The sequence below is a fragment of the Streptomyces sp. NPDC059957 genome (assembly GCF_042730015.1).
In the GTDB taxonomy this organism is placed as follows: domain Bacteria; phylum Actinomycetota; class Actinomycetes; order Streptomycetales; family Streptomycetaceae; genus Streptomyces.
Window position 1 is genome coordinate 13,934 of the sequence record NZ_JBHWMB010000066.1, and the last position, 23,907, is coordinate 37,840.

The window sequence follows — 23,907 nt, forward strand, 5'->3', positions numbered from 1 at the left end:
TCAGCAGCAGCCCTTCTCATCCGCATCGGCACAGGTCTTGTCGGCCTCGACCGCCACCACTGCGGTGCGCAGGTCGTCCAGCGCGTGGCCGAGGCGTTCGTCGGCGAGTTCGTAGCGGGTGCGCCGGCCGACCGGTACCGCGACGACCAGGCCGCAGTCGCGCAGGCATGCCAGATGGTTCGACAGCCGGGTCCGCGAGACGCCGAGGGTGTCGGCGAGGTCGGCGGGGTGGGCCGGGGCCTCGCGCAGGGCGAGGAGGATCCGGCAGCGGATCGGGTCGGCGAGGGCGCGGCCGAACCGCGCCAGCACCTCGATGTCAGCAGCGAGAGTCAGCACACCCACGAAAGTACACCCAACCCTGAATCCATGAAAGCATGAACTGTTACTCGCCGCGGCAAGGTACGCGGGTGCTGACCGGGTTCGTGTACATCACCCCCGACCAGAAGCGGATGCCGCTCGCCCCCGCGTACGCATGTCATCCCTACTCCGCTACTCGTGTCCGAAGCCAGGCTCCAGGCCGTACAGAGAAACGAGGAACCTACGGAGCTCGTCGATGGTGCCTTCGGCATCATCGAGTTGCCTGCTGTCGGGGACGGATCCACCGCGGCCTTCCGCGTGCCAGAGCATGGCGGGTGTCAGGACGACGGCGTAGTCGCCGGCCAGGCGCCCCAGACGGCTGTGGGTGCTTGCTCCGATGACGGCCAGGCTCACCACCGCCTGCTGCACCCGCTCGACCCTGGCCTCCAGCGTGATGGCGCTGCTCGGAGCGGGGAGGAGGAGGCCGGCGAGGAGTCCCCGGGCCTGTTCGACTTCACCGCTCACCGGCTCCCAGTCCTCGCCGCCGTCTCGCACACTGGGGCTCTGCACGAACCCGCGGCCACCCGCGTGCGTGGCTGCAGACGTGGACACGGTCGCTGTCGGCGGGGCCGGGCGGGGTGAGAACAGATCTCGAGTGCCGGTGACGTCCAGTAGCTTCAGCCCCTGCCCGGAGACCCCGCGCACTTCCAGTCTGCCGTCTTCCGCCAGGGCGCGGTCGCGCAGGTCGCAGAGCAGGTGGACGGCGCTGGAGTCCATGAAGGTGACGCCCGAGAAGTCGAGGACGAGGACCCGGCCGGTAAGGGCGAGGGCGTCGGTGGCCTCGGTGACGTATGGGACGGTGTCCGCGTCGAGTTCCCCCGCGATGGTGACCACGGCCCGGCCCGGGCGCACGGTGACATCGACGTTCAGGGTGGGAAACATGATCGGAGCCGCCGATCGGATCGGAGCCCATCACGGTCGGCTCCCAGCTTCGAGCGGGGGCGGCCGTCGAGCGCACCGCCGCCTCGGGCCGTGCACAGCCGAGCGAGGCCACCCGTACCCTCCGCCGGTCACACCCCCGAGGTGACCATGCGGCGACGCGGGGCCTCTCACCAGACCAGGCTGGTTCCCTTTGAGCGTGGCACGAACCCAGCTGTAAGACCAGGTCAGACACCGCCACCCCGCCTTCCTGGCGGCGGGAGGGGCGAGGCGGTGGCATGGGGCAGGCGGGGCGGGGCAGACGCCTGGCGTGCCGCAGTCAGTCCCCCCGAGAGGGCAGGGCAACCAAGGCCTCCGCCGGCTGCGGCACGCCAAACCTTCCCCGCGGAAGCGCTTGGTTCGAGCAGCGCTGCAGGTGGCCATGTCCGTAGCAGCTCCACCACGTCGATCACCCCTGGCCGTGAGCAGCGCTGGCCTGTGTTCTGCATCGCGCAGATTCGTTCAGGCGGCGCGCCACTCGTGCGCGGCTGCGCCGTTCCACTGCACCAGCTGCGGGTCGTCCAGCACGTTGTCCGGGGAGACCACACCGGCGGCTTCGAGGAAGACCACCAGGTCATAGTCGGAGTAGGCCACACCCAGGACATCCTCGCGGCCCCGGCGGCGCATGGTCACCTGCCGTCCGCCGCTCAGGGACACCGGGTGCACGACGATCGGCGCGGTGTTCATGTGTTCAGGGTGCGGCTGGTGCCGGGTTCAGAGCCAGTCGCGGCGCTTGAAGACCACGTACAGCCCCAGACACACCAACGCCATGAGCACCAAGGCGAACGGATATCCGAATACCCAGCCGAGTTCGGGCATGGTCTCGAAGTTCATGCCGTAGATGGTGCCGACCAGGGTCGGGGCGAAGAGGATCGCCGCCCAGGCGGAGATCTTCTTGATCTCCTCGTTCTGCGCGTGGCCGGCCTGGGCCAGCTGCTTCATCTCCTCGTTCTGCTGCTGGGTGACCAGGGTGGCGTTGACAGCGAGGATGTCCTGCAGGGCCAGGCGGAAGCCGTCGACGCGTTCGGTGACGTGAGTGGCATGGTCGGCGACGTCGCGCAGGTAGCGGCGCAGTTCCTCGTCGATGCCGTACTTCTCGAATCCGGCGGACAGTCCTTCGAGGATCCGGGTCAGGGGGCGGGTGGCGCGGGCGAACTCGACCACTTCCCGGGAGAGCTCGTAGATGCGGCGTGAGACGGTCGGGTCGCCGCGGAAGACCTCCGTCTCGATCTCGTCCACGTCGTTCTCCACCCCGGCGACCACGGGGGCGTAGCCGTCGACGACGGCGTCGAGGATCGCGTACAGGACGGCTTCGGGGCCGCGCTTGAGGAGGTCGGGGGTGTTCTCCATGCGGCGGCGGACCGCGGCGAGGTCGGGGGCGGCGCCGTGGCGGACCGTGATCACGAAGTCGGGGCCGACGAAGACGTGCAGTTCGCCGAAGTCGACTTCCTCGACCGCGTCGAGGTAGCGGGCGGCGCGCAGGACCACGAACAGGGTGTCGCCGTAGCGCTCCAGCTTGGGCCGCTGATGGGCCTCCAGCGCGTCCTCGACCGCGAGGGCGTGCAGGTCGAACTCTGCGGCGACGGACAGCAGCTCGGCCTCGGTCGGGCGGTGCAGGCCGATCCACGCCATCCCGCCCTCGGCCTCGCGGAGTTTGCCGAAGGTCTCGGCGAGTGAGTCGTGGGTGCTTGTGCGTACTCCGTCGTGGTAGATCGCCGCGGTGACCACGCTGTTCTCGCGGGGCGGCTGGGGCTCGGCCCGCACGGCCGGGCTGGGCTGTCCGGCATCGGAGTGGAGCTCGGCGGGGCGCTGGGCGGGCTTGGTGAACGCGCGCAGGGCACGCAGACGATGCTCGGACACGGAGGGTCCTTCCGCAGGCAGGAAGAAGGGGCGTTGGGGATGCACGAGGGCACGCCGCAGACGCCGCCTGCGGGGGTCCGGCTACAGGCCGGGCAAGGCAGCGTCCCGCGGCGTACGACTGGGAGGTTCACCACACATCGGGGAACTCACCTGCCTTCGGTACGCGCGGGACTATGGGCCATTGAGCAGGGTATGCCCGCCGCAGGAAGCCTTGGGACGCTCTCCCGGCAGCCCCCGCCGGGGCGGGATACGGCCAGCCTGTGCCCGTCGGCGCCAGCCGCGGTCAGGGCCATGGGTGATCACCTGATGGTCGCGGGTAGGTTGCATCCCTACGTACCGGACCAGGGACAAGAGGCAGCACATGGCGGAGCAGCGGGGCGTCAGGGACAGTGCGGGTCTGCCCTCGGCGGTGGTGGACTGCGCGCTCTACGAGGACGGCCACCGCATCCCCGGCCAGGTGAATCTGGCCACGGTCATGAAGCGGATAGACCCGCAAGAGGGCCGCTTCGCTTGGATCGGCCTGTACGAGCCCACCGAGGAGCAGTTCCAGGAGGTCGCCGAGGCCTTCAACCTGCACCCCCTGGCGGTGGAGGACGCCGTCCACGCGCATCAGCGGCCGAAGCTGGAGCGCTACGGCGACATGCTGTTCCTCGTACTGAAGACCATCGTCTACGTCGACCACGAGCAGGTCACGGCGACGAGCGAGATCGTCGACACCGGCGAGATCATGGTGTTCGCCGGCCCCGGCTTCGCGATCACCGTCCGCCACGGAAGCGCCCCATCCCTGGACGGCGTACGCCGCCAACTCCAGGACGATCCGCAGCAGCTGGGCTGCGGGCCAGCCGCCGTCCTGCACGCGGTGGCGGACATGGTCGTCGACCGCTACATGGACGTCGCCGACGCCTTCGCGGGCGACGTCGACTCGTTGGAGGCCGAGGTCTTCTCCCCCGACCGGCCGGTCGACGCAGGCCGCATCTACCAGCTCAAGCGGGAACTTCTGGAGTTCAAGCGCGCCGTCATGCCGCTCGCCAGCGCACTGCAGCGCCTCAGCGAAGGCACGGTCCCCGCCATCCCTCCGAAGGTCGCCACGTACTTCCGGGACGTGGCCGACCACCACCAGCGGGTCAGCGAACAGATCCTGTCCTTCGACGAGCTCGTCTCCGGCATGCTCAGCGCCAGCATCGCCCAGCTCGGCGTCCAGCAGAACGCCGACATGCGCCGCATCAGCGCCTGGGCGGCATTGATCGCCGTCCCCACCATGATCGTCGGCGTCTACGGCATGAACTTCGAGCACATGCCCGAACTGAAATCCCCCTACGGCTACCCGGCCGTCTGGATCCTCATGGTGACCGCGTGCACGGTCATCTACCGGGCCCTGCGCCGCAACAAATGGCTCTAACAGCCCGGCCCCATTTCTCGCTCCGCCGCCCCGGAGGGCGTCCTCTTGACGCCGGTCCGTCGGCCCCAGGACCGGCGACCCAGGTAGCAATCCTCCGAGCCATCGCACGCTGGCGGCGGGGGCTGTGTGGCCGATCCCGGCGCTGCTGATCGGGGCGCTGACGCTGCTGAAGGCGCTGTCGATGTGCCAGCGGATCAGGGAGAGCCCGCCCGCCAGGATCGGCGGCGATTTTCCAGCACCTGCTGCTGAGTTGATGCGGCATCCCCGGCCCAGGCGTGATGCGATGCGCTCAGGCCCTCCTACGGCCGGTAGATCATCTCGATCAGGAACGCAGTGATCAAAACCCACACCCCGATGCCGAGGAGCCACCACCAGCCGGCGACTGCTCCCACAACCGCCAGGACTGCCGCGACAACGGTGAGGGTGAGAATCCTGCGCCGCATCTGCTGTTCCGGCGTAGACGTCATCTGACCAGCCTCTCGATCCTGCCCGCCCGGGGGACGCTGCACATGAGTGTGGATCAGCCGCCGACGTGAATTCCCGGACGGCGCTCGGGGTCGGGTTCATGACTGCGGATGATCTCGCGGGTGACCGGTGCAGTGTCACCGCGGCCCAGAAGGAAGTACCGGACCATGTGGACCAGCGGACTGCCCTCAGCCCAGGCGAAGTAGCAGTGCGGCTGGACCCCGGTTGCATTGCGCAGGGCCAGCAGGATCGCGGCGATGGCGTTCGGAGCCGCCGGGGCGTCGGCGCGCAGGATGCGGTACCCGTCGACTTCGACCCCGCGGACGGTGAATTTCGAGGAAGAGTACGTCGGCGGTGCCGGGGACCGGGTTGACGCCGCACTGTTCGCGTTCCTTGTCCCTGTACTCGGCGATGACGACCGCGTTCAGGGCAAGGAAGATGGCGACCAGGGGGATGGCCAAGCCTGATGGACACGATGAGCGTCACCGTCGCACCCGCCCGCAGCGCGACGTCCGTCGCCAGTGCGCGTGAGATCACCCGGCACTTCCTCCGGGACCCCCTGCCAGCGGTCGAGGCCGGGGCCGGCGACACGGTGATCCTGGTCGTCTCCGAGCTCGTCACCAACGCTCTGCGCCACGGCGGCGGCTTCTGGACCCTGGACCTGACCTCGCACGCCAGCGGCATTGAGGTCGGCGTCCACGACAACAGTTCCGAGGCGCCGCGGATGCGTACCCCTGATTTGGACGACGGCACTGGACGGCTGGCCCATGGTCAACCGCCTCGCCCTCACCACTACCGTCACCCACCGCCCGGCGGGCGGCAAAACCGTCAGCGCCCTGCTGGCCCGGTAGCACCGGGCATGGCTTGCAGGGTGACCTGCGAGGTGGACGATCCGTTAGGGATGGCGTGACGGCAGCGCGGGAATCCTCATCCGACACCGAGGTGGGCGAGCCTGCCGGACAGGTCGACCTTGGTTGGGCCCCGGCCTGTCCGGCGGGCATGAATCCCCGCGCCCGCGAGACGATCGAGCACATCGTGCAGGCGGTCCGCAGCGGCGACGATGCGACTATCCGTACCCTGCTCGCCGATCTCGCGGCGGTCGCGGACACCGCCGCTCTGCTTCATCTGCGCGAGCGGCTCTACGAAGTGCACTGACTGCCAGGGACGGCAATCAGCGCTCCCCCGGCCATTCGACGGGCGCCCCGCGGCACAGGGTTCGCCCCATCGGCGCAGTCCCGGGCCGCACGCGCCCAAGAGGGGCGGGCCATCCGGACGGCCCGGGCCCCGGAGCCTCATGGTGCAATGGAGCCCGTCCGGTGCCGCTTCGGCGCCGGTCTTCGCCTGTCCCGGGACGGGAGTCCCGGGCGGTATCGAGCAATAAGGGGTCCCGCTGTGACCGCAGGAGAGCCGGACGGCGGGCGGGCGCCTCACCCTGACGCGGGCGGGAGCCGCCGGGGCGGGGCGGTGACGTTGGCGGGGATACTGGAGGCGGCGGAGGCAGCCGCGCCCGTGGAGTCGCTGGATGTGGTCGCGCGCATGCTCAAGGAGCGCCTCCAGGCGGCGTCGGTGTCGTTCCTGATCACCGACTTCACCGGTAGCTCGGTCGTACGGCTGGGGAACGCTGACAGCATCGACACCGACGACCCGCCCCGGCGGATCTTGCTGCGCGACACCCTGTACGAAGACGTCATCCGCACCCAGCAGCCACAGGTCGAACACCGGGGCGAGAGCCAACACGTACGCGTGGTCGCCCCGGTGACCAACCGCGGAGACGCCATCGGACTCCTCGAACTCTTCCTCCCCGCCACGCCGGACGAGGAAGTGATGCGGGAGATCGGCGAGACCGCGCACGCGCTCGCCTACATCGTCATCGCCAACCGAGCCCACACCGACGTCTACCAGTGGGGCCGGCGCACCAAACCCCTGAGCCTGGCCGCAGAGATCCAGCACCGCCTGCTCCCCGCATCCCTGGCCTGCGAAGCCGCCCAGTTCGCCGTGGCCGGGGCACTGGAGCCCGCCGAGCACGTCGGGGGCGACACCTTCGACTACGTCATCGACCGGGACACCGTGCAGCTGTCGGTGACCGACGCCATGGGCCACGACGTCGACGCCGCGCTGCTCGCCACCCTCGTCATCGGCGCCCTGCGCCGGGCCCGGCGCGAAGGCGCCGACCTCGCCGAACAAGCCCGCCAAGCCGATCAGGCCATGCGCGACAACGGCCGCAGCGGCTTCGTCACCGGCCAGCTGCTGCGCATCAGCCTCCTCGACGGCAATGCCGAGTTCGTCAACGCCGGCCACCCCTGGCCATTGCGCATGCGAGACGGCAAGGTCCAGGAGATCGTTCCGAAAGTCGACCGGCCCTTCGGCATAAACATCCACCCCTCGCAGCCGAACACCTACCGCGTGCAGGCCCTGGACCTGCGGCCCGGAGACCGGCTGATCATGCTCACCGACGGCATGCTGGAACGCCACGCCGAGAGCCTCGACCTCGCGGACCTCATCATCCGCACCCGCGAACTACATCCCCGCGAAGCCGCCCGCACCCTTATCGGCGCGATCGTCGCCGCCGGCAACGGCCACCTCGACGACGACGCCACCGTCATGTGCCTCGACTGGCACGGCACCCACCACGCCGAGCGTGACGCCGCCAACGGCGCCGACCTCACCGACGCCTCACCACCAGCAACAACGGAACCACCCGCCTTCCAGCAGTGACTCCGGGCCGCGTACGGTCGACACGGCAAGCAAGGTCGGCCCGGGAGCTTCCCCGATCATCGGGATCTCCTCGCGAACCACGGCGGGCAGTTCGCTCCGCTGACGGCGATCGGTCCCGGTCGCCACCCGTGGGCCTGAACCGGCGCCGACATATCCGCCGCACGAAGTAGACCTACCAGGCGTCTTCCTGCGGGCAGACCTCGGCCAAGAGCTCCAGCAGATGGGCGGCCACCGGCTCGGGCCTGCCCCGCCGCACCCACGTGTAGACGGCCACCCGGGCCACCGCGTCGCAATGTCGCAGAAGGTACCCGTCCACCAGCCCGTACCCACCAGCGCACTCCCGTACATGGACTTGCCGGGGCCTTGCGTCTCTATGAGCCAAGATCTCGACGACCTGACGCTCCGGGCCACCCCGAAACTGATACACCCAGCACGTCCTCATACCGGCCATTGTTTCCAACGGCCCCCGCCCGCTCGGGGCGGACACCCCGCGCCCACGCACCGGATCACCGTCGTCGACTGCGATGCGGGGCGATTGGACCGGCCGGGGTGCGTGGCGTCGCTCGGGCAATCGCCCAGGGCTTCGCGGTCTACGGCAACCGGCGCGGCCAGCAGCTCTGACCAGACATGGCGCGGGCCTGCAACGCGAGGCTCAACACCGGCTCCACGCACCTCTATCCGCGGCATCACCGCAGGTCAGAGCGCAACGCGCGGCGGTGTTGCACTGAACATGTTGCAGTGCCAGGAGCATTCGTGTCCCGTGCCACCGAACCTGGACCGAATGCCATCGAAGTGGGACCACTGCACGGTTTGCGTTAGCGAAGATGCACCACCGCAGGTCAGCGCGCTGCGGGAACCTCCGTCGAAGTGGCGGCCCAGCACTCAGTCATCCCCGGAGTCCTCTGACAGGTGATCTTGGCCGTCTGATCGGGCAGTGCTGAGGGCACCCTGGAGCTGGCGCCGGTCTTTCGTTGCGCCCGAGGCCGGCGCTCGCGGCGGCAAACTCCCCGCGCACAGGGGACCTATAGCTCTCCGTTCACATCCGCGGCGATGCGGCCTTCGACCACCGCCGCGGATGCCCATGCCTGTGTACGTCCGCGTCGCATCCGGCGCTCTCCGGCGGGAGAGGAGCGTCGGATGCACACCTGTCGAGAGAACGAGCGGTCCTGCGGTCACACGGTCCTCGAGGTGGTCACCGACGACATGCCCATCCTGAGCAACTCGGTCACCAACGCGCTGACCCGCCAGGACGGCGGCATCCACGTGGTCATCCACCCGCAGGTCGCCGTCCGCAACGACGTCACCGACAAGCTGCTGGAGACCCTGCATGCAGGGCTTATCCGGGGCGGCGGCGGACCCGCTCGGCCCTGGCCGCATGAGCAAGGTGTCCAGTTATGCCGCGCAACGGCGCGCGACAGGAGCCATAGACGTGTACGCCGATGTGACTGGCAGAGCTACGAGAGGACCGCAATCCATGCCCACGACCCGCACTGCGGACAACAAGCAGCGTCCGTACTTCGAGTTCCGCTGCGGCGGTCTGCACCTGACTGTTCAGCGTGTACCGGTGTGGCTGATCACACTGCTGTCCACAGCTACCGGCACAGGGGCAGCCTGGTGGAGCAGCCGATAGAACCAGCACTGCCGAGTCGCCGGCGGCATCGGGCTCAAGGGCTCGCGCGAGGGCCGGCCGGCCGCGTCGGACAGCAGCCGACACACGGCCAGCGTTGATCATCCCGGTCGGAGCAGCCGCTGGATCGTTTTTGTCACCAGTGGCGGACCCGCCTTGAACTGCGGCGGTCCATCCTCATCCAGAAAGCCGACTAGGGCGCGGCGCTATTTCGTCACGGGCGGCCTGCTGGGCAGGACGTCACGGTCGATGTACGGGGCGGCGGCGACGACGGTCCGTTGGGCGCCCGGCAGTCCGGGGAGGGGGCGGGCTGCCGGGCGCACGGCATGAGCGGCGGTCCTGTCACCGCGGTCCTGATGCCGTGAACTCCCAGGAATACGGAGGCGTCGGGGGAAGGCGCCCTTGCGTGCACTCCGGGGTGAGTTCGGCCCTTTCAACGATGCGGGGCAGAAACGGCTCTGCACGCATGTGCGGATCTGTTGGACGCTCACCGTCCCGGCCTCAGGCTCGTTGACCGAGCGACGCGGGATACACACCTGCACCCAGTACTCCGAGCGTGCCGGGTGCGGGCCCGGATGCACACAACTCGGAGTGCTGGGGTCTGCCAGGAGAGCGGTACCTGGCAGACCCCAGCCACAAGCCCCAGCCCCCTCTCGGTGCACCCCCGGCCTCTACGCGCGCCTCAGCGCGTCGCATACCAGCCCCGCGCCGTGTCGCGGCAGGATGGGGCCCCGTGGGTGCGGTGCCCTCGGGTGACGGGAGTAGCACCTTGATCAACGTGGACGTCGAGCGTTGCGGCAGCTCGGTTTTGATCAGCGCCACGGGGGAGCTCGACGAGGGTGCGGGAGAAGTGCTCCAGCGCGCGCTGGACTACGTGACCATGGACGAGCGGGACCTCCTGGTGGACCTGCACGCCGTCGCCGGCATGGACGTCGACGGCCTGCTCCATCTCCTGGACCTGCACCGGCGCGCGGAGCGCATGCGGCTACGGGTTATGGTCACCGGCTGACAGCCCCAGCCCCAGCAGTGCATGGCCACCGTGGCCGCCATCCCCGGGCCCAGAGCGGGCACCGGGGAGCGCTACGCCCTGGCAGGCTTCCGCCGGCTCCTCGAGGAAAAGGCACACCGCGCACGGGACCACTCCGACTTCGCCGATGGCTGGCTACCCCACATCTAGTCACGTCCTGGCGTGGCTGCAGGACGGCACGGGTTTCCTGCGAGCCGACCTCCCCCGGGGCGCGAAGAGCGATTCAGGGAGAGGGGTCCCATGCCTCGGGCCCGGCGCCTCGCCATTCCACGAAATCGGGGTCGGTGAGGTCTACGTCCTTGGCGTTCTCCAGCCCGGCCGCCGCGAGGAAGACAGGATATCGGCCGGACGGTGCGCGACCCCGATGGCGACGCCGTCAAAACGCGCCCGGCGCCAGACCAGCTCGTCGGGCGGGTAAGGCTTGTGCCATAAACGATCTCCGACTGGGGTGTGCGACTGATCGGATACTGCTATGACAAGACTTCCGATGTGGGCTGAGGCTGATCATCTTGAGCGAATACAACATCTACGCTGGCCTCCGGGAGCCGCAGGCCCCCGGAGTCACCCTCGCGGAGACCCTATGGGCTGACCTGGAAGCGGCCTTCGGCATCGGGTTCTCCGGTGACGCCGGTGGGCAGTCCCCCTCCTTCACCTGGAGGGACGACGAGCGCTGGCTGAGCGTCTGGGTCGCGGTGCCGCCGGACCTGGACGAGCCATACCACTCCCACCCGGCCCGGGTCACTGCAAATCAGCCCGACTCGGACGCCTGGGCCCACCGGGTCTTCGACGCCCTGGACGCAACGGGCCGGTACTCGCTCTTCACGATCGAGGACGACTGGCAGCTCGTCCGGACCAATTCGGAGGTCGCCCGCACCCAGTGGGAAGACCGCTGAAGGCACCTTGCCGCGTCCGAACGGGTGGCTCAGCACCGAGGAGCAGAGCGCGGCCCGCTCGCCCGGAGTCGGGGTACGTTCGGCCGCGCGGGGTGCAGTCCTGGCCACCGGGGCCGTGACGGGGCCCGCGCCCCGGACGGCGCTCGGGTGGCCGGCAGACCGGACAGCCGGGAGCCCCGGGCGGGAGCCGTTACTCTCCCCGCCCAGGGCTCCCAGAGCGTACGGGCCGTCTCAGCTCCTGCAAGCGCTCAAGGGCGCCCGTACCGCTCGCACTTGTAGTACGTGATGTTGTCGGGTGCACCACCGTCATCGAGACAGACGCGTACGACGGCTGCCCCACCGGAGACATCCGCTTCGACAGGGAGAGTGAATTCCCTGCTCGTACCGCACACCCTGTCGTCAGTGAAGCCCCTGCCCAGTTCGGCATTACGGCTGTTGAGGGTGAACGCTGAGGTGCCCCGGCAGCTGCCCCCATCCACGGACTTGTGCACGCCCGTCAAGGTCACCGAGCGGGCGTACCAGGTGATGGTGCCCCTCGTAAAGGTGTTCCCGACGGTCACGTCGAATTTGCTGGTCGGGTAAGCGGACGCCTGGGCGGTGGCGGCGGGCGCGCTCAGCAGCGTTCCTGCGGTGAGTACAACTCCGCAGAACACAGCGGCGAGACGAGTACCCAAAGAGGCCTCCCAAAATTGATGGCCGACTGTGCAAGCACGCTCTACTCTCCCGGCCGCGTGCCAGGGAGTCCAGAGGGCCTTGAACCCAAGCCTCCGGGCCTACCGGGTCCAGCTCGGTGGGGCCGTGGGCCGGGGCGCTCCCTTGGCTCCCCCGATCACAGCCTGGCTGAGTAGGCCCGGGGCGCTGCTCCAGGATTGCTCCTGGCCCGTCTCCCCAGGCCGACGTGATCGGTTGGAGCACACCACCGACGGATTGGCTGTCTCGCACCAGACCTCGACGCGTCGAATCTGTGAGGCCCATAGGTTGCGCCGATAGCGCTGCATGGCGTCCTCGAGCGAGTCGTGCTGGGCCTCCTGCCTGACCATGCGGGTGCCGTCGGTGATCCACTCCTTCTGTCCGCTGTTCATTTCTGTCTCACGGAGCCTGTGGTTCAGTCTCAGTGACGGGTAGGACATGAGGCCGCTGGGCTGACGGGAGTGCGCCATGGCCCTGGGAGAGATCAGGGTGGAGAAGCGACTGGCCACCAAGACCCAGGAATGCACCCTCCTGGAGAACAAGCTCAAGGCCGCTGCCACCGCGATCGCTGCCCTCCACCACGACAACGAAGCCCTCCGCCAACAGCTCGCCAGGGACGTCTCAAACACCGTCATCCCGATCCGGCCCCGCCGAGGCCGTCACGTGACCAGCAACCAGGAACGGTAGGAGACGCACATGACGTCGGAAGAAGTGAGGACACCTCCGTCGACCAGGCCGCGATCGGCCCCATCCCCGCCGGGCGTTGCTCCAGCGCCGGGGCCTGGGCGGGCACGGTGTTCTTGCGGACCACGGGCGCGGTCGTCTCCAGCGGCGTCCGCAGGAGCGCGGCCAGGGTGTCGGTCACCTTCCCCGCGTGCTTCGCCCCCGAGGCCGCCGCCGCCTTCGCCGTACCACCCATCTCCCGCACAGGACGGTCCAACACCACCGCGGCCGCCTCCAGCCCGGACGGCGTCAACGACCAGAGCTTCTCCGTAATCCGTCGGCCATCCGCCTCGAGCCGCGACGTCCGGCCAGCCGACAACACCAGGCCCTCAGCCTCCAGGTCCTTGCAGCCACCGCGCACCGTCGCCGCGTCCGCCGTTCCCGGACACATCAACAACCTGATCTGCGCCGCCGTGGCCACCTTCACCACACCCAACACACCGCCCTGGCCGATTGCGTGTCCGCTCCAGCTTCCGCGACCAGCCCGGGCGCTCTGGGCCTGAACCGCCGTCAAGGTGTCAGTCAGCCCCTGAATGACGGCCGGGCCCGTGGTCATCCGGCAGGTCGTCCACCTGCGGCCAGGCCGTGCTCGCTGCGCCTCGCACGCCGGTAGTACCACCACTCGTGCATCCGCGCGCCGGGCCGGCTCCCCTTGCCCACACGCTCGTCGACGGAAGAATCAATCAACCGCGGAGCTGATCGCCCGTCCGCGTTGGCCCTCGCAAGGAGATCAACCGTGTCCAAAGGTCAGATAGGCAAGCGTGTAGGACGTGCGATCGCGGTCGGTGCGGCCTGTGCCGCAGTGACTGTCGCGGCGGCCTCACCCGCGGAGGCTGCCGCGCCGAAGACCAACAGCCTGACCAACGCCTACGCCGCGCCGACGCCGTATTCCCAGCTCATCGGGGGAATCTGGAGCGGTGCGCCCGTCACGATGTACTGCTGGGTGGACAACGTGTGGTCCAACGGTACGAACCGCTGGTTCCGAGTCCAAGGCGCGGGCTACAGTCCCTACACCGGCCGCCCGATCATGGTTGTCGGCTACGTGTCAGCCACCAAGATCGTGAACCAAGTCAACGTCGGACGCTGCTGACCACCCAGCACTCACAGCCTTCCACCGCCGAGCAGCACCGGCGTCGATCGGCATGTTCCCGACCACAGGCAGTGGGCGGCAACCCCGCCCTGTGGGGTTGCCGCCCACGATCACGCAGCATCCGTCCGGTGCCTGACGGACCGCCGCCTGACAGCCGGACGCCGGCGAGACTCATCGGAGGCTTAGCGCGGTCCAGCTTGGTGTGGGAGCGGTCAGCGATTCGCACCCGTCCGGGAGATCCGCCCTGAGCCCGCCCAGCCCTCCCGCGGCAAGAACCCCGATGAGACGGAACGCCGCCGCGAGGAGGACCTGCTCCGGGACGAGCGCGACCTGCGCGACGAGGACTTCTGAGCAGCGCACCACCCCACGAACGCAGGGCCCGGCCGGGCTCTGTCACGACCCCGCCGACCGGAAGGCAGGTCCGCCCGCCGGTTGGCACAGAGCCTCACACGAGCAGTACACCCGTTCAGCCGTTCTGTTCTCCGCCGGCGAACCAGAGCCCTGGTTCCGCGACACCGGCGACAAGCACGGCGTGGGCCCCGGAATCCGAGATCCCTTGGTGGCGCGCAAGTCGCTGCAGGGCCTGGCGCGATGTGACCGGCCTACGCCGGGCGGGTGGTTCTTCCGGGGATCTTGGTGAATCCCCGCGCCGCAGCCCGGGACGCCGGACACCGACACCCGCTCCCTGTCACAGTCCTGCTCGAACAGCGCACGAGGCCACTGGTGAGGTACGGCCGTCGCGCTGGAAGCAGAGGGATGTAAAGAGCCAGAGAGCGGAACGCATCTTGAGCAACCATCTCTACAGACGTGCCGTCAGCATTGTTGGCGGCACTCTCCTCGTACTGCAGTCGCTTGCGATCCTCGGCCCCGCCGCTGCCCCCGCGTGGGCGGGCGACGACCAGAGGATCGGCGCCAGGTTCAACGAGCCGCACAATGCCACCGCCAATCCCCGCAGGCCCGGACAGGTCGCCGTCATGGAGGGGTGCACTGTCCACATCGACCTGAACTACGGCCGGGACGGGTTCCCGATCACGCGGACGTCGACCGTCGCCCCGTGCAACGGCGACCCGGTGCTCGGCTTCGACGCCGAGGGGCGCATCTTCGTCACGCACCTGTCGCGCGGCGGACTGAACACCAACCCGACGCCGACCCGCCTCGGGGTCGGCGTCGGCCGGATCAACGACACCACGACTACGGGGAGCCAGACCTACACCCCCGTCCAGGTGAGCCCGAACGGCAACATCGACCACGACAAGCAGTGGCTGGTCGTCGACTCCAACCCCACCAGTCCGTACGTGGGCAACCTCTACATCGTCTGGACGGAACTCCCCGCCGCCGGCGGCTCGCGGATCCTGTTCTCGCGGTCCACGAACGGCGGTACGACCTGGTCCGCCGCGGCCGCCCTCTCCCAGGCGGGCGAGGGCTTCGTCTGGCCCTCGCACGCGGCCGTCGCCCAGAACGGCGACCTCTACGTCGCTTACCACACCGACACCTGCGACGGTGACGGAACCGTGGGCTCCACCCAGCTGCTCCGGGACGGCTCCGGCGGCGCCGACTTCGCCGCCGGGACGCCCCGGCAGCGGACCGTGCCGTTCGGTGCGGGCCAGGCCGACGTGACCTGCAACCGGCAGAACAACCCGGCCACCGAGATCCCCGGGACCGACTTTTGGCTCCAGGGCACCGTGCAGCCGTACATCCTGCCCGACCCGGCGCGGGCCGGGAACGTCTACGTCGTCGGCAATGACGACCCGAACAACAACTACGGGGACGGCGACGACGCCGACGTCGTCATCGCCCGCTCCACTGACAACGGCCTGAACTTCACCCGGAGCCGGGTCGACCACGGGCCGGGCCAGACCTTCGCGGTGATGCCCAACGCCCACATCGACCAGGACGGCAACGCCGTCGTCACCTGGTACGACAACCGCAGCGGCCGGCGCAACGGCGGCACCGGGCCGAACGGGGAGGACAACTTCCTGCTGGAGCTGTACGGCACCACCAGCCGGGACGGCGGCCAGACCTGGACGCAGGACTTCCGTATCAGCGACTCCCCCTTCGACCCCGACCGCAACGCCCCGTGCCGCTTCGGCAACTTCGCCGGCTGCGGCACCATGGTCGCCGGCGAGACCCGGCGGACCCTGCGGATCGGCGAGTACAACGGGGTATGGGCGGTTAACGGGATCGCCTACGCGTCCTGGACCGGCAACACCACCCCGCCCACCCCCACCGCCCCCTCCGCGGGCAACCAGGACGTCTACTTCGACGTCTTCTCGATGCTCGGGGCCTTCCCCGACAGCCACGAGCCCAACGAGTCGATCGACCACGCCGTGGCCGCCGACCTCGGCTCCAACGAGCAGTTCAACCGGCGCGGCCTCACCCTGCACACCGCGACCGACGTGGACTTCTTCCGGGTCACCCCCCGCCACACCGGCCACCTCACCACCGAGATCCGCTTCAACGAGGTGATCGCCCCGCTCGCGGTCCGCGCGTACGACAAGTTCGGCAGCGCCGTCGCCACCGGCACCGTCTCCACCCGGGCCGGCACCTCCACCGGCCGGCTCACGATCCCGGTCGTCCAGGACGAGCCGTACTACGTCGTGGTCAGCGCCGCAGGCGTGAGCGACCCGACCCGGCCCGGGGACGCCTCGCCGACGGACCCGCCGCAGGGCACGTACGACCTCGTCGTCGCCAACCGCGCGGCGCCCGAGCCCTTCAGCCTGGATCTCAAGCAGCAGTCCGACTCGGGCCGTTCCGACAGCGACGACGTCACCAAGGTCGTCGGACCGGACCTCTTCCTCCGCGTGGACGACGCCGAACTGCGCTCCGCCGGCATCGTTCTGTCACAGCAGAACGCCACGCCGGTCCTCACCGACGACGCCCCCGGCTACAAGGTGGCCGTGGAGCGCGACGGGGAGCGCGTCGGCTTCGCCACTCCCGTCGACCCGGTGAACAAGCCGGGGCTGTACCAGATCCGCCTGGACCCGGTCCTGAGGGAAGGCGAGAACCAGATCACCGCCGAGGTGATCATCGTCGACGCGTCCGACAACCCCCGCGTCGCCGGCACCGCCCACGTCACCGGCTCGGGCGCGGAGAGCGCGCACGCACTCGTGATCACCCTGGACACGGTCGCACCAGTCCGGCCGGCCAACGCGCCCGACCTGCTGGCCTCCAGCGACAGCGCGGGCATCGACATCGACAACATCACCACCATCATCAAGCCCGCCTTCCAGGGCTCCTCGGTCGAGCCGAACGCCCTGGTCCGGCTGCGGACCACCCCGGTGGGCGGCAGCCCGGCCGTGGTCGGCAAGGACACCGTCACCCCGGCCGGTGAGTACGAGGTCGTCAGTTCTGCTCTGCGCGACGGCCGGTACGACGTCGGCATCCTCCTGGAGGACCTCGCCGGCAACGTGAGCCCGGCCTCTCCCTCCCTCGCGGTGACCATCGCCCACCATTCGCTCAGCCTCACCGGCGCCACGGCGAACGTACTGGCCGGCATCGCCGAGGGCCGGGTGACGGGCTACCCGGGCATCCCGGGCGGTGTCGTCGGCATCCAGGAGATCCCGGTCGTCAACCTCAACGCGAACGGACACGGCGCGGCCGTGACGGGCGGAACCGGCGACGACCGGCTCACCTTCACCCCGCTCAGCGTCAACAGCGGCCGACTGACCCGGGCGGACTCCGCGCAGGTGCTGAACTTCTTCAACGTCACCGGTGACGTGGGGATCAGCACCGACGGCGGAGACGACGAGGTCACCATCGTGGGCACCACCCGGGGCGACCGGATCCGCGGCGACGTGGACGCGTTCACCACGCTCCACGTCGACTCCCTGCCGCTGGTCCGCAAGCCGGCGCCGCTCGTGGCGCTCCTCGGCCTGCGGATCACCACAGCGCAAACCGAGCGGATCGGCGTCCTCGCCCGCGGCGGCAAGGACACGATCGACTTCCTCGTCAAGGACACCGTCAGCACCCACCTCTCCGTCGACGGCGGCGACCCGTCCAAGGTCCGGCCCGAGAAGGGTGACGAACTGATCGTCCGCGCCGGCTCCCCCCAGGGCCTGCTGAAGGAAGACCACTCCGGCAAGTCGGGCACCGGCACGGTCCTCGTCGCCTACCCGTACACGACGCACGCCAAGACCCACATCGACTTCACGGACACGGAGGACATCACCCTGAAGGCCAACGCGCACAAGGACAACGGCAAGGACGAGGACTAGTCCCCGCCCGCCTGCCCCGCGACACGACGGCGCCCCCGTACCCGGATCCCCCTGGGTACGGGGGCGCCGCCGTCTCGCCATCCGGGCTGCCCGGGGCGGCACTGCAACCGCCGCAGGCGCGGCCACCGGCGCGGCCAGGCCGCGCACGGCAGCATGCACGCCGTGGCTCCGGTCTTCACGTCGTGGTCGGCGATCCGGATGGTCTTGCCCGTGACGCCGTGCTCGGCAAGCGCCCCCATGGTCTGCTCGGCCAGCAGCTGGGAACTGGACGGGGCGGGGGAAGGCGTGAGAGTGCAGACGAGGGCGACGCGCGCAACGGGGTTGTGCCTGTGGTGTCCATGTTCCCGCTGCTACCCGCGCACCGGACCGATATCCGGTCTAGTAATTGCACGTCCCGGCTTCGGTGCGCGCCGTGCCCGGCGGCCGCGATTCGGGGCAGTCACCCCGTAGTCCCCTCGATCGGGGGTAGGGGCTGGGCATGACTGGAACCGAGATCTTTGCCGCCGAAGCCTTCAGCTCACTGCTCCTGATCGTCATCGGAGTGGTCGTGGCCCTGCTCTTGATCGGAGCGTTCTGGTACGGCGGCCGACGCAGCGCACGGCGCAACTCCCCTGCCCAGCCGGCCCAGCAGAACCCCTCTGCACGGGCCCGCGAGGACTCCTGGCAGACGCCCGACGACGGGGCCGGACAAACACCGCGTCTGTAGACCTGCCGTGCCGTCGCGCCGGCCCTGCGTCGGTGGTGGTTTCGACGGCGCTCTGCACACCCCGCCCCGGGTGGGCCCGGCCGGTCCGGAAGAGCGGGGGTGATCATGGAGCGGCCGGGTAACCGCACGGGGTGATCACCGTTGGAGTCGAAGAGCAATATCTGCTGGTGGATCCGGTCACCGCGCTGCCGACTCCGCTGGTGGAGGAAGTCCGCCGCACGGCGGGTCTGGGCGCCCTCACAGAACAGGGAGAGGTCCAAGACGAGCTGCTTCAGGCACAGATCGCGGTGGCCACCCCCATCTGCTGGAGACTCGAAGAAGTCGGGGGCCACTTGCTCCGGCTGCGCCATGCGCTCGCCTCGGCGGCGGAGGCCAACGGCTGCCGGATCGCGGCGACCGGTGCCGCGCCGGTGCGCGGTAGCCTGCCCGCGCCCGTCACCAGGACGGCGCGGTACCTGAGGATCGAGGGCGCCGCGCCAGCTGTTGGGCGAGCAGCTGATCTGCGGAATGCACGTCCATGTGGCCATCCCCGACGCGGAAACGGGCGTGGCCGTGCTGAACCGGATCCGGGTCTGGCTGCCGAAGCTGCTGGCGATGTCGGCGAACTCGCCCCTGTGGGATGGGCAGGACACCGGGTTCGCCAGCTGGCGCACCATCGTCTTCAGCCGCTGGCCCGTCAGCGGTCCGCCGCCGTACTTTGAGGGGCTCGCGGACTACGAACGCCGTCTGGAGACACTGGTGGCCTCCGGGGTCATCGCCGACCGGGGGCAGGTCTACTGGCAGGCGAGGCTGTCCGACCGCTACCCGACCGTCGAGGTGCGCTGCCCGGACGTACAGCTGCGGGCGGACGAGGCCGTGGTGCTCGCCGGCATCGTCAGGGCGCTGGTCACCACGGCGATCGCCGAGGAGAAGGCGGGCATGCAGCCTGCCCCGCCGAATGATCCCGAGGTACTGCAGGCCGCGAGCTGGCACGCGGCCCGATATGGGTTGAACGGCACCCTCGTAGCACTGGACGGCCGACCGCGCAGCAGCGGCGACGCCCTGTGCGCCCTCATGCGCCACATCACGCCCGCGCTGGAAGAGGACGGCGATCACCGGGAGGTGAGCGCCCTGTCGCACCGGCTGCTGCGAGAAGGCACGCCCGCGGACCGTCAGCGCCGCGCCGTGGCCGACGGCGGACTGCCGGCGCTGGCCGGACTGATCACCGGCACCGTACCGTCCGGCTGAACGCCGGGACCGCCGTAACCAGCGCGGTGGCCACGGAGCTGCTCCGAGCTTCCTCTGACCGTGCCCCCACGGCGTCCTCCTTCCGCGTGAGTACGGGGTCGGTGTCGGGGCAGGCGGAGAGGGGACACCGGCGACGCCCTTCTGTCGTCGCCTGCCGCGCAACCACCGCCCGACCGCAAGGAGAGCCGATATGCAAAGGCCCCCGTCACAGCCCGAGCTTCCGGACCGAGTACCGGAGAAACGTGACGCCGTCACCCCTGACCTGCCGCCCTTCGGTCAGGGAGCCCCCGACCTCCCGGACGCCGAGCGCGTACGAGCCCGGCGCGAGGGCCCCGACAGGAACAGGAACAGCCGCAAGGAGAACGGAGAGGCGGAGCACAACGGCACGCAGGGCGAGCGGCCGGCCGCCGGCCCTGGCAACGCCAAGCCCCAGGAGCCGACCGACTGACATCCGCTCGGCAACGACCCAGCAGCTCGGGAACGCCCTCTGCCGCTGAACACGGACAGACCGACCCGCGCGTTCGTTCCGGTAGGAGGGAATCCTCATGGCCGTACGTCATCGCGCCTGCTGCGTCTCACCGGCACCCACCAAGTGCTCACCGTCCTCGCCTGGCCGACGGAGGAGGCTCCCCAAGGCGACGGACACCCGGCTTCGCCCCGCCCGGCGGAAGGGGAGCCATAGCGCCGCAGCGGACGGCTCCCGAACGGGAACCGGGGCCAGTAGCCCCCGGGGTTTCTGTTCGCGAGAGGCATGTGGTGGGTCGCTGTCCTTCCCGCTGTGCCGGCGGGAGGAAGGTTCCGAAACTTGTGGAGGCCGATGTGGCTCGTGATCGGATAGGACTGGCCGAGGTGCTGGCGGCCTCCTAGGCCGCCGCGCCGGTAGCCTCCCTCGACGTCGTGGCACGCAATCTCCGCGACCGGTTCGGAGCGCGCTACGTGTCATTCCTGTTCGTCGACATCGTCGGCCGGCGCCTGCTGCGCGTCCACGACACCACAGCCATCCACCACGAGGACCGCGCCGCCGCAGGTACCCCTCGCCGGCGGCAGCGTCTACGACGAGGTCCTACGCGGCCAGAAGCTGTTGCTCGAGGCGGACGGCGGACAGGGGCAGCGGGTCCTCGCCCCGGTCAGCAACCGCGGCGACGCCATCGGCGTCCTGGAGCTCCACCTCCCCGAGGCCACCCCGGACGTACTGGCCGAGGTGGAGGAGGCCGCCCACGCGCTGGCGTACATCATCGTCACCAACCGCCGGTTCACCGACCTCTACCACTGGGGCAACCGCACCACCCCGGTCAGCCTCTCCGCCGAGATCCAGCGCCAGCTCCTGCCTTCGGCCTCCTCCTGCGAGGCCCCGCAGTTCACCCTCGCGGGCGCCCTGGTCCCGGCCTCGGACATGCTGGGGACACCTACGACTACAGCCTCGACAACGACACCCTGCACCTGTCGATCACCGACGCCATGGGCCACGACGTCGAGGCCTCCCTGATGGCCACCCTCCTCGTCAACGCCTCCCGCGGAGCCCGCCGCGCCGGGGAAGACCTCGCCGAACAGGCCCGCCAAGTACACCAGGCCCTCCTCGACCACGGCCGCCACACCATGGCCACGGGCCAGCTCCTGCGCATCGCCCTCGACGGAAGCGGCGCCCAGCTCGTCAACGCCGGCCACCCCTGGCCCCTCCTCCTGCGCGAGGGCGCGGTTACCGGACTGCGCCTGGCGGTGAACCTGCCCTTCGGCTGTACCTCCCTTCAGGGCCCGTACGCGGTCCAAGACCTCGACCTGCAGCCTGGTGACCGGCTCGTGCTCCACACCGACGGCATGCAAGAACGCGACGCCGAGACCGTCGACCTCCCGGCGCTCCTACGCAACGCCGCCGACGAGCACCCGCGCGAAGTCGTGCGCATCCTGGTCGGCGCGGTCAGCGGCGCATACGACGGAGGGCCGCCGAAGGACGACGCCACCGTGCTGTGCCTCGACTGGCACGGCCCCCACGCCGAAAGCCGCGGCCTGAGAGCCTGACCTCGACGAGAGGCAAGACCCCGCAAGGGCCAGGACCCTCACCGATGGCGCAATATGGGGTATTTACCTCCAGGAGGGGCAGGCGCTTTACAGGCCCATCATGTGGAGGGAGAAGCCGTGACCAACTTCCTGCCCGTCCTCGACCAGGCCGTGTCGCGCACCGGCCAACCCACCGCATCAGCACGCGGCGCCACCCGCCACTTCCTCCACCACGCCACACACATCCGAGCCCCCGCCCGGCCCGAGAGCGCCGACGTGGTCCTCCTGGTCGTCGCCGAACTCGTCACCAACGCCATCCGCTACACCGACGGCCCCTGCACCCTCCACCTCGAACTCCACGAGGACCACGTCGAGATCCGCGTCACCGACACCAGCCGCCACCCGCCCACACCCCGCCCACCCCACACCGACGGAACCGGCGGCTGGGGATGGCAACTGATCAACCAGCTCACCACCCACACCCACATCGAGCCCACCCCCACCGGCGGCAAAACCATCCACGCCCACATCCCCTGGTAGAAGCGGTCGCCGAGCCGAAGCGCCTCGCCCGACGAACGAGGCGCGCAGCGGGGGCCAGCGCCACGGATCGAGGGGGAACCGGTCCAGCCTCTCCGTTGGCGCACCGTGGGTGCTGCCGGGCGGGCTGGAAGGCGACGTGTGACGGCGGCCGGACCTGCCCGCAGCCGACAGCGCCACGGGGCTGGGAGCAGCGGCTGCAGTCGCTGCCTCCTGCACTCCTATTGGATACCGTTGCCGGCTGCTTGCGTCGTGGACCCACGGGCCTGTTGCTCGGTCCTACCCGGGCAGCGGGCACCGCCCGGCGGGTCAGTGGATTCGGGGCATGGGGTGGTGCGGCTGCGCGCTGAGGTTACGACGACGGATGTCGATGTCGCGGGCGCCGGAGGCGGAGGCGGCGGGAGGGCCAGCAGAGTGGCGATGGCGCTGGCGAGCAGGTTGCTGGTGATTGAGCGGGTGTGGGCGATGCCGTCGGCAACCACCCAGGGTGCGATGCAGGTCCAGATGCCGATGGCGACCGCGGCCCAGGCCTTGGAGTGGGTGCGCTCGTAGGAGTTGCCGAGGCCGCCGAGCAGGAGCATGTAGGCGATGCCGGTGATGAGGTTGGTGACGGCCAGGGTGGTCAAGCCGTTGAAGCCCACGATCCACGGGACGCGGCGAGGAAGATGCCCGTGAGCAGGGCGAGGGCCTCGACCATCTGAGCCCGGGGCGTGGCGGCCGCGCGGTTGTGCCGGGGGCGCGCAGTTCCATCGGGGTGCTCTTCGATGGGTGCGCGGTGGGTTGACGCCATGATGGTGGAGCCGAACGAGACTTACTCCAGCTCCTCCGCCAACAGGTCCATCAGCAGCCCGTCGTGCCAGCTGCCGTCCGGGCCGCGCTCGTACTGCCGCATGATGCCCACCGGGCGGAATCCGGCCTTGCGGTAGCACCGGATGGCGGCGGCATTGTCGGCGGCCGGGTCGATCACCAGTCGACGGTATCCGTGATCATCAATCAGATGGCGTGCCAGGGCACGGACGGCGTCAGTGCCAAGGCCGAGCCCGTGCACCGCCGGGTCGAGATAGATGTCGATGTTGGCATGCCGGTAGTCCGGCTCGTCCTCGGCACCCCACTGGATAGCGCCGACCACCCTGCCGCCGTGCTCGACCGAGAAGGTCCGGACCCCGGGATCTTCGAGGTCCTATGCCACCGCGGCCGTCAGGTCGTCGCCGCCCCGCCAGTGCGCGTACACCTCAGGCGTGGTCCGGATCACGGCCAGAGCCGGGATATCGCCCACCGTCGACGGGCGAAGCGTCACCAGGGCTCCACGCAGGACCGTCCGCATGCCACTGATCATCCCCGACTTCGGATCCACTCGTCTAGGTCGTCGCGGAACTACGCGCCCTCTGACCGCCCTCGCCCGACCCGTGCGCGCGGGAGGATCGGCGAAGACGCGCGCCTCTGCGGATCGGGGAAGACGGACCG

The 23,907-nt window shown here is 69.7% G+C and carries 21 protein-coding genes and 4 pseudogenes; 16 read left to right on the forward strand and 9 right to left on the reverse strand.

What is annotated here, in order from left to right; all coding sequences use genetic code 11:
* The 4 genes from ACFWBW_RS32430 to ACFWBW_RS32445 all read right to left on the reverse strand — a co-directional run bounded on the left by ACFWBW_RS32430 (position 1) and on the right by ACFWBW_RS32445 (position 3,039).
* Positions 1-336 carry an ArsR/SmtB family transcription factor gene (locus ACFWBW_RS32430; protein ID WP_385380181.1) on the reverse strand — a complete coding sequence of 112 codons (336 nt, stop codon included), beginning with the start codon at positions 334-336 and terminating at the stop codon, positions 1-3.
* A 153-nt stretch (positions 337-489) separates the two neighbouring features.
* Positions 490-1,239 (reverse strand): STAS domain-containing protein, encoded by a 750-nt coding sequence (locus ACFWBW_RS32435; RefSeq protein WP_385380184.1) that lies wholly within the window; start codon positions 1,237-1,239, stop codon positions 490-492.
* A 498-nt stretch (positions 1,240-1,737) separates the two neighbouring features.
* Complete coding sequence (locus tag ACFWBW_RS32440; RefSeq protein ID WP_385380187.1) at positions 1,738-1,962, reverse strand: hypothetical protein; 225 nt, start codon at positions 1,960-1,962, stop codon at positions 1,738-1,740.
* A gap of 27 nt (positions 1,963-1,989) precedes the next feature.
* On the reverse strand, positions 1,990-3,039 hold the full coding sequence (locus ACFWBW_RS32445) for a magnesium and cobalt transport protein CorA (protein ID WP_385380252.1): 1,050 nt from the start codon (positions 3,037-3,039) through the stop codon (positions 1,990-1,992).
* Between the two features lie 457 nt (positions 3,040-3,496).
* Here ACFWBW_RS32445 and ACFWBW_RS32450 point away from each other — a divergent pair, with 457 nt between their 5' ends.
* A complete protein-coding gene (locus tag ACFWBW_RS32450) occupies positions 3,497-4,534 on the forward strand; it encodes a magnesium and cobalt transport protein CorA (protein ID WP_385380190.1) in 1,038 nt (345 codons plus the stop codon).
* 299 nt (positions 4,535-4,833) lie between these two features.
* Here the strand turns inward: ACFWBW_RS32450 and ACFWBW_RS32455 are convergent, their stop codons facing one another.
* Complete coding sequence (locus tag ACFWBW_RS32455) at positions 4,834-5,001, reverse strand: hypothetical protein (protein ID WP_385380193.1); 168 nt, start codon at positions 4,999-5,001, stop codon at positions 4,834-4,836.
* 324 nt (positions 5,002-5,325) lie between these two features.
* On the opposite strand from ACFWBW_RS32455, the gene ACFWBW_RS32460 reads away from it, so the two are divergent.
* The 4 genes and pseudogenes from ACFWBW_RS32460 (at position 5,326) to ACFWBW_RS32475 (ending at position 7,714) form a co-directional block, all read left to right on the forward strand.
* Positions 5,326-5,466, forward strand: a complete 141-nt coding sequence (locus ACFWBW_RS32460; protein WP_385380196.1) for a hypothetical protein — start codon at positions 5,326-5,328, stop codon at positions 5,464-5,466.
* Positions 5,466-5,850, forward strand: a pseudogene (locus ACFWBW_RS32465) (ATP-binding protein). The gene ACFWBW_RS32460 and the pseudogene ACFWBW_RS32465 overlap by 1 nt, the downstream one beginning before the upstream one ends.
* A gap of 55 nt (positions 5,851-5,905) precedes the next feature.
* The gene (locus ACFWBW_RS32470; protein WP_385380199.1) at positions 5,906-6,154 is read left to right on the forward strand and encodes a hypothetical protein; all 249 of its coding nucleotides are present in this window, start codon (positions 5,906-5,908) and stop codon (positions 6,152-6,154) included.
* Between the two features lie 309 nt (positions 6,155-6,463).
* Complete coding sequence (locus ACFWBW_RS32475; RefSeq protein ID WP_385380255.1) at positions 6,464-7,714, forward strand: PP2C family protein-serine/threonine phosphatase; 1,251 nt, start codon at positions 6,464-6,466, stop codon at positions 7,712-7,714.
* Positions 7,715-7,886: 172 nt separating this feature from the next.
* On the opposite strand, the gene ACFWBW_RS32480 is transcribed toward ACFWBW_RS32475, so the two are convergent.
* Positions 7,887-8,030 carry a hypothetical protein gene (locus ACFWBW_RS32480; RefSeq protein ID WP_385380202.1) on the reverse strand — a complete coding sequence of 48 codons (144 nt, stop codon included), beginning with the start codon at positions 8,028-8,030 and terminating at the stop codon, positions 7,887-7,889.
* 887 nt (positions 8,031-8,917) lie between these two features.
* Between ACFWBW_RS32480 and ACFWBW_RS32485 the strand changes: the two genes are divergently transcribed.
* From ACFWBW_RS32485 to ACFWBW_RS32500, 4 genes are all read left to right on the forward strand, one after another.
* On the forward strand, positions 8,918-9,442 hold the full coding sequence (locus tag ACFWBW_RS32485) for a hypothetical protein (RefSeq protein ID WP_385380258.1): 525 nt from the start codon (positions 8,918-8,920) through the stop codon (positions 9,440-9,442).
* Positions 9,443-10,119: 677 nt separating this feature from the next.
* On the forward strand, positions 10,120-10,350 hold the full coding sequence (locus ACFWBW_RS32490) for an STAS domain-containing protein (RefSeq protein WP_385380205.1): 231 nt from the start codon (positions 10,120-10,122) through the stop codon (positions 10,348-10,350).
* Between the two features lie 527 nt (positions 10,351-10,877).
* Complete coding sequence (locus ACFWBW_RS32495) at positions 10,878-11,261, forward strand: hypothetical protein (RefSeq protein WP_385380208.1); 384 nt, start codon at positions 10,878-10,880, stop codon at positions 11,259-11,261.
* Positions 11,262-12,419: 1,158 nt separating this feature from the next.
* Positions 12,420-12,638: a hypothetical protein gene (locus tag ACFWBW_RS32500; RefSeq protein WP_385380211.1), complete on the forward strand. Its 219-nt coding sequence runs from the start codon at positions 12,420-12,422 to the stop codon at positions 12,636-12,638.
* Here ACFWBW_RS32500 and ACFWBW_RS32505 read toward each other — a convergent pair.
* Positions 12,583-13,230, reverse strand: a complete 648-nt coding sequence (locus ACFWBW_RS32505) for a hypothetical protein (protein ID WP_385380214.1) — start codon at positions 13,228-13,230, stop codon at positions 12,583-12,585. The two genes, ACFWBW_RS32500 and ACFWBW_RS32505, sit on opposite strands and share 56 nt — an antisense overlap.
* 180 nt (positions 13,231-13,410) lie before the next feature.
* Between ACFWBW_RS32505 and ACFWBW_RS32510 the strand changes: the two genes are divergently transcribed.
* From ACFWBW_RS32510 to ACFWBW_RS32540, 7 genes and pseudogenes are all read left to right on the forward strand, one after another.
* Positions 13,411-13,764, forward strand: coding sequence for a hypothetical protein (locus tag ACFWBW_RS32510; protein WP_385380217.1), 354 nt, complete (start codon positions 13,411-13,413; stop codon positions 13,762-13,764).
* Between the two features lie 785 nt (positions 13,765-14,549).
* Positions 14,550-17,978 carry an Ig-like domain-containing protein gene (locus tag ACFWBW_RS32515; RefSeq protein ID WP_385380220.1) on the forward strand — a complete coding sequence of 1,143 codons (3,429 nt, stop codon included), beginning with the start codon at positions 14,550-14,552 and terminating at the stop codon, positions 17,976-17,978.
* A gap of 478 nt (positions 17,979-18,456) precedes the next feature.
* Positions 18,457-18,684 carry a DUF6479 family protein gene (locus ACFWBW_RS32520; protein ID WP_385380223.1) on the forward strand — a complete coding sequence of 76 codons (228 nt, stop codon included), beginning with the start codon at positions 18,457-18,459 and terminating at the stop codon, positions 18,682-18,684.
* Positions 18,685-18,815: 131 nt separating this feature from the next.
* A pseudogene (locus ACFWBW_RS32525) lies at positions 18,816-19,911 on the forward strand (glutamate--cysteine ligase).
* 190 nt (positions 19,912-20,101) lie between these two features.
* On the forward strand, positions 20,102-20,359 hold the full coding sequence (locus ACFWBW_RS32530; RefSeq protein WP_385380226.1) for a hypothetical protein: 258 nt from the start codon (positions 20,102-20,104) through the stop codon (positions 20,357-20,359).
* A 449-nt stretch (positions 20,360-20,808) separates the two neighbouring features.
* Positions 20,809-21,927: pseudogene (locus tag ACFWBW_RS32535) on the forward strand (PP2C family protein-serine/threonine phosphatase).
* Positions 21,928-22,044: 117 nt separating this feature from the next.
* On the forward strand, positions 22,045-22,446 hold the full coding sequence (locus ACFWBW_RS32540) for an ATP-binding protein (protein ID WP_385380228.1): 402 nt from the start codon (positions 22,045-22,047) through the stop codon (positions 22,444-22,446).
* Between the two features lie 218 nt (positions 22,447-22,664).
* Here ACFWBW_RS32540 and ACFWBW_RS32545 read toward each other — a convergent pair whose 3' ends face one another.
* Positions 22,665-23,069, reverse strand: coding sequence for an SPW repeat protein (locus ACFWBW_RS32545; protein ID WP_385380231.1), 405 nt, complete (start codon positions 23,067-23,069; stop codon positions 22,665-22,667).
* Positions 23,070-23,254: 185 nt separating this feature from the next.
* Positions 23,255-23,767 (reverse strand): annotated as a pseudogene (locus tag ACFWBW_RS32550) (GNAT family N-acetyltransferase).
* Between the last annotated feature and the right edge of the window lie 140 nt (positions 23,768-23,907).